Source organism: Synechococcus sp. WC101 (genome assembly GCF_047461555.1).
Taxonomy (GTDB): domain Bacteria; phylum Cyanobacteriota; class Cyanobacteriia; order Thermostichales; family Thermostichaceae; genus Thermostichus.
The window spans coordinates 1-4,985 of sequence record NZ_JANSHG010000169.1 but is presented as its reverse complement, the minus strand read 5'-3'; the positions used below and the strand labels follow the sequence as shown (position 1 = coordinate 4,985).

Annotated in this window: 4 protein-coding genes; all 4 read left to right on the top strand. The window is 62.0% G+C overall.

Annotation, left to right across the window (positions count from 1 at the left end; all coding sequences use genetic code 11):
* The coding region (locus tag NW809_RS10690; protein ID WP_414402104.1) for a metallopeptidase TldD-related protein at positions 1 to 738 on the top strand (738 nt) is incomplete at its 5' end.
* 73 nt (positions 739 to 811) lie between these two features.
* Positions 812 to 2,761 (top strand): alpha-1,4-glucan--maltose-1-phosphate maltosyltransferase, encoded by a 1,950-nt coding sequence (locus tag NW809_RS10685; protein WP_206336957.1) that lies wholly within the window; start codon positions 812 to 814, stop codon positions 2,759 to 2,761.
* A 55-nt stretch (positions 2,762 to 2,816) separates the two neighbouring features.
* On the top strand, positions 2,817 to 4,286 hold the full coding sequence (locus NW809_RS10680) for a glutamate-cysteine ligase family protein (RefSeq protein ID WP_414402103.1): 1,470 nt from the start codon (positions 2,817 to 2,819) through the stop codon (positions 4,284 to 4,286).
* Between the two features lie 293 nt (positions 4,287 to 4,579).
* A partial coding sequence (locus NW809_RS10675; protein WP_414402102.1) for a succinylglutamate desuccinylase/aspartoacylase family protein occupies positions 4,580 to 4,985 on the top strand: 406 nt, incomplete at its 3' end.

Sequence of the window (4,985 nt, the reverse complement as noted above, 5' to 3'; positions counted from 1 at the left end):
GATCTGGTGCCGGCGCTGGAGCGGGCTTTTGAACGCTTTGTCCAGAAATGTGTGGGGGCCTTGGGAGCTACCGAGGGAGAGAGCTTCCGCGGCCCCATCGTCCTGCCGCCGGATGTGGTGGAAGAGTTTCTGGGGGATCTCCTCTTTGTGCTGGGGGCGGACGCGGTGCGCAAAGGCAAAAGCCCGCTGGCGCAGAAGATGGGATCCCTGATCGCCAGCCCCCTGTTGACGTTGGTTTCCGAGGGGCTGGGCTTGCCTGGCTACCCCATCGAGCCCTTCGACCGCGAGGGGATCCCCCGCCAAATTACCCCCCTGATCCATGAAGGGATCCTCTGCAACTTCATGTACAACAGCTACGAAGGCCGGGCTGCCGGGATCCCGTCCAACGGCCATGCCACAGGGGGGGCGGGCAGCTTGCCGGGCGTGGGGCCGGCCTGTTTGAGCGTGGCCCCGGGGACAACCCCTTTGTCTGAGCTGTATGCGATGGAGCGGGGCATTATCGTCACCCGGCTTTCCGGCAGCAGCAACCCCATCACTGGCGATTTTTCCGGGGTGGTGAAGGGGGGCTTTTTGGTTAAAGGCGGCGAAAAACGCCCCATCCTGGAGACCACCATTGCCGGCAACCTCTACGATTGTTTGCGCAATATCTCCGCCATCTCACAAGAGGTAACCGTTTTCAACGGCACCACCGCTTTTCCCGCCCTGCGCATCGAAGATGTATCGGTAACGGCGGGCTAACGTAAAGTCGGTTGGGCATTCTGAAAGGGCAGGCTGGCAAGCCTGTGAGCAGGCAAAGGCAAGCTGAGGGATCATGATGTGGCCAACGGAAGGTCGGCAACGCGCCATCATCGAGGCGGTGACGCCGGAAATCGACGGCGGGCGCTACGCCATCAAGCGGACGGTGGGGGAGTATGTGGTGGTGGAGGCGGACATCTTCGCCGATGGCCACGACCAACTCTCGGCGGTGCTCAGTTTCCGCCAGGCCGGGGCAACCGACTGGGAGGAGATCTTCATGGAGCCCCTCGGCAACGACCGCTGGCGGGCCCAGTTCCAGGTCACGCAAATCGGCCAAGCTTTCTACCGGATTCTGGCCTGGGTGGATCCCTTCAAAACCTGGCAGCAGGATCTGCACAAGCGGGTGGCTGCCGAGCAGGATGTGGCGGTGGAGCTGTTGATCGGGGCGGAGCTCGTGGAGCGGGCCGCCCAGGCTCAAAGCGGGGATCTGGCGGCGAAGTTGCGCAACTACGCCCAAATGCTCCGCCAAGGCGGGGATCCAGCTATCGAGATCGCCCTTTCCCCGACGCTGGGATCCCTGATGCAGCTCTACGGCGAGCGCCGCTTCGTCACCGCCTACCCGGAGCGACGGGTCTGGGTGGATCCGGAGAAGGCCCGCTTCAGCACCTGGTACGAGCTGTTTCCCCGCTCCTGTGGCCCTGACGAGCACACCCACGGCACCTTCCAGGATGTGATCGCCCGCCTGCCGCAGATTGCCGAGATGGGCTTTGATGTGCTTTACCTGCCCCCCATCCACCCCATCGGGCGCACCTTCCGCAAGGGCAAAAACAACGCCATGACGGCGGAGCCGGATGACGTGGGCTCCCCCTGGGCCATCGGCGGGCCAGAAGGCGGGCACAAGGCCATCCATCCCCAACTGGGATCCCTGGAGGATTTTCATCGCTTGGTGGCGGAGGCCAAAAAATTCAACATCGACATCGCCCTCGATATCGCCTTCCAGTGTTCGCCAGATCACCCCTATGTGAAAGAGCACCCGGAATGGTTTAAAAAGCGGCCCGACGGCACCATTCAATATGCGGAAAACCCGCCCAAGAAGTACCAAGATATCTACCCTCTCGACTTTGAGACGGAAAACTGGCAGGCCCTCTGGGAGGAGTTAAAAAGCGTTATCGAATACTGGATCGACCAAGGGGTAACCATCTTTCGGGTGGATAATCCCCACACCAAAGCCTTTGGCTTCTGGGAGTGGTGCATCGGCGAGATCAAGGCCAAGCACCCGGAGACAATCTTTTTATCCGAAGCCTTTACGCGCCCCAAGCTGATGAAATCCTTGGCCAAGCTGGGCTTCACCCAATCCTATACCTACTTCACCTGGCGCAACGACAAATGGGGCCTGACCGAGTACTTCACCGAGCTCACCCAAACCCCGATGCGGGAGTACTACCGCCCCAACCTCTGGCCCAACACGCCGGATATTCTGAACGAGTTTTTGCAAAAGGGGGGACGCCCGGCTTTTATGCTGCGCCTCATCCTGGCGGCTACGCTGGGGGCCAGCTACGGCATCTACGGCCCCGCTTTTGAACTCTGTGAAAACCGCCCGCTCCGCCCCGGCAGCGAAGAGTATCTGGACTCAGAAAAATACCAAATCCGCCACTGGGATCTGGACGCGCCGGATAACTTGCGGCCTCTGATCGCGCAGGTGAACCAGATCCGGCGGCAAAACCCGGCTTTGCAAAGCGACTGGAGCCTGGTGTTTCACCCCACCGACAACGAGGCCCTGATCTGCTACTCCAAGCGCACCTTTGATGGCAGCAACCGGATTTTGGTGGCGGTGAATCTGGATCCGTTTCACATTCAATCTGGCTGGGTCACCCTCAACCTGGGGGCTTTGGGTTTGGAACACTGGCAAACTTTCAAGGTGATCGACCTCTTGGACGGCCAGCAGTACTCCTGGCAGGGATCCACCAACTACATCAAGCTGGATCCCTGGACGATGCCGGCCCATATTTTTCTCGTCGAAAGCTGAAGCCCGATACCAGCAGTGCAGTGATCTCATCCACGAAAGCCGCGGAGTTGTCTCGATGGGCCAAGAGATTGCCTCCCTCAGCTTTGGCGCAGAGGACTTTGCCGAGTTCAAAGCTCGGCTGCAGCAGGAGACGGATCTGCTGGACCGCTGGCTGGCCGGCCTGCCGGGGCTGGATCCCATTTGCCGGCCTTTTGCCCAGGGATCCCCGGTGGGCGGGTTTGAGCTGGAAGCTTGGCTGGTCACCCCCCAGGGAGATCCGGCCCCGATCAACTCAGCCTACCTGGAGGCCGTCAACGACCCGCTGGTGGTGCCGGAACTGGCCCGCTTCAACATCGAGCTCAACAGCCGGCCCCAGGTTTTGGTTGCATCCGCTCTGCAGCAGCTCCGCCAAGAGCTGGAACAGAGGTGGGATCGCTGTTGCCGAGTGGCCGAGCAACTGCAGGCAGGGCTGATGACCATCGGCATTTTACCCACGCTGCAGCAGCAGCAGCTAACCTTGGAGATGATCTCCCCCCGCAAACGCTATCTGGCCCTCAACGAGCAGATCCTGAACCTGCACCGGCGCGAGCAATCCTCGGGGATCCCTTCTCTGGGCCTGGCGATCGAAGGGCCTGCCACCCGGCTGCGGGTCACCCACCCCAATATCATGCTGGAGGCGGCCACCACCTCCTTTCAAATCCATCTGCAGGTGTCGCCCCACCGGGCAGCCCGCTACTTCAACGCTTCCCTGCTCGTGTCGGCCCCCTTGGTGGCGCTGGCGGCCAATTCTCCTTATCTGTTTGGTCACGACCTGTGGGCGGAAACCCGCATCCCTGTGTTCGAGCAAGCCTTGGATGGCCCACCCCCCCTCGCCCCCACCCACCACCCCCGCGTCACCTTCGGGCAAGGCTATGTCCAGGGATCGCTGATGGAGCTGTTTTGGGAAAACCTGCACCGCTACCCGGTGGTGTTGCCGCAAAGATTAGCCGCTGCCCCGACTGAGCTGGCCCATCTGCGTCTGCACAACGGCACCATCTGGCGCTGGAACCGCCCCCTCATCGGCTTGGATCCCGTTCCCCACCTGCGCATCGAACAGCGGGTGGCCGCAGCAGGCCCCACCCTGCCGGACATGATCGCCAATGCAGCCTTCTACTTTGGCCTGGTGCAAGCCCTGGGAGCCCGACCCCTTCCCCCGGAGCAGGAGCTGAGCTTTGCCCAGTGCCGCGCCAATTTCTACGCGGCCGCCCGCTTCGGCCTCGAGGCCCCCATCACCTGGCTCAACGGTTGGCAGGGATCCCTGCGCCAATTGCTGCTGCAAGAGCTGATCCCGCAAGCAGAGGCGGGCTTGGCGCAACTGGACTTGGCCCCCCAGGATATCCAGGAGTATCTGGGCATTCTCCGCGCCCGGGTAGAGTCGGGGCAGAATGGGGCCACCTGGCAGCGCCGCTACGTGGCTCGGCATGGTAAAGATATGCAACAATTGACCTGTGCCTACTGGGAACGGCAGCGGCAAGGCCGGCCGGTACACACCTGGGATCTCGGCTAGGGAAGCGCTCTCCCTGTATGGCAGGGGAGACAGATCACCGCCTGGGCATGCCTGTATCGGAAGGGATGCCTTCTCAAAGGGCAGGGCGACGACCCAAGCCCCAAGCACGGCAGCCAGTTGTTTATTTCCAGCTAGGGATGAGACAGTTCGCTACCCTAATCTCCATCTCCCCTCTCCCGCTGGGAGAGGGGCTGGGGGTGAGGGCTCTGAATTAGAGAGAGGGCTCGATTTCCCGGATCCCCTCTGCCCTTGAGCAGCCAAAAGGTTTGCGTTGAGGTGCTTGCCCAACCCTTATGCTCACCGTTCTCGACCACCTGCCGGATCAACTCCTGGATCTAGAGGCCCATCAGCTGGAGGATCGCTTGGGCGGGCCGACCCTTATCCATCTGGCGGGACGGCGGGATCCCCCCCTGTTTGTATCCGTCCTGCTGCACGGCAACGAGGTCACTGGCTGGCAGGCGGTGCAACAGCTTCTGCGCCGCTACACCCGGCGGGAACTGCCCCGTTCTCTGTCTCTCTTCATCGGCAATGTGCGGGCCGCCCGCTACGGGCAACGGCGCCTGGACGGCCAACCGGACTACAACCGCATCTGGGGCCCCGGCTCCACCCCCGAGCACGCCATGGCCCAGGCCGTCCTGCAGCAGATGCAGCAGCGGGGCGTGTTTGCCAGCGTCGATATTCACAACAACACCGGCACCA

Excerpts from the sequence above, each read along its gene's own strand:
- NW809_RS10680 (WP_414402103.1), top strand. The coding sequence starts at position 2,817 with ATGGGCCAAGAGATTGCCTCCCTCAGCTTTGGCGCAGAGGACTTTGCC.
- NW809_RS10685 (WP_206336957.1), top strand. The coding sequence starts at position 812 with ATGATGTGGCCAACGGAAGGTCGGCAACGCGCCATCATCGAGGCGGTG.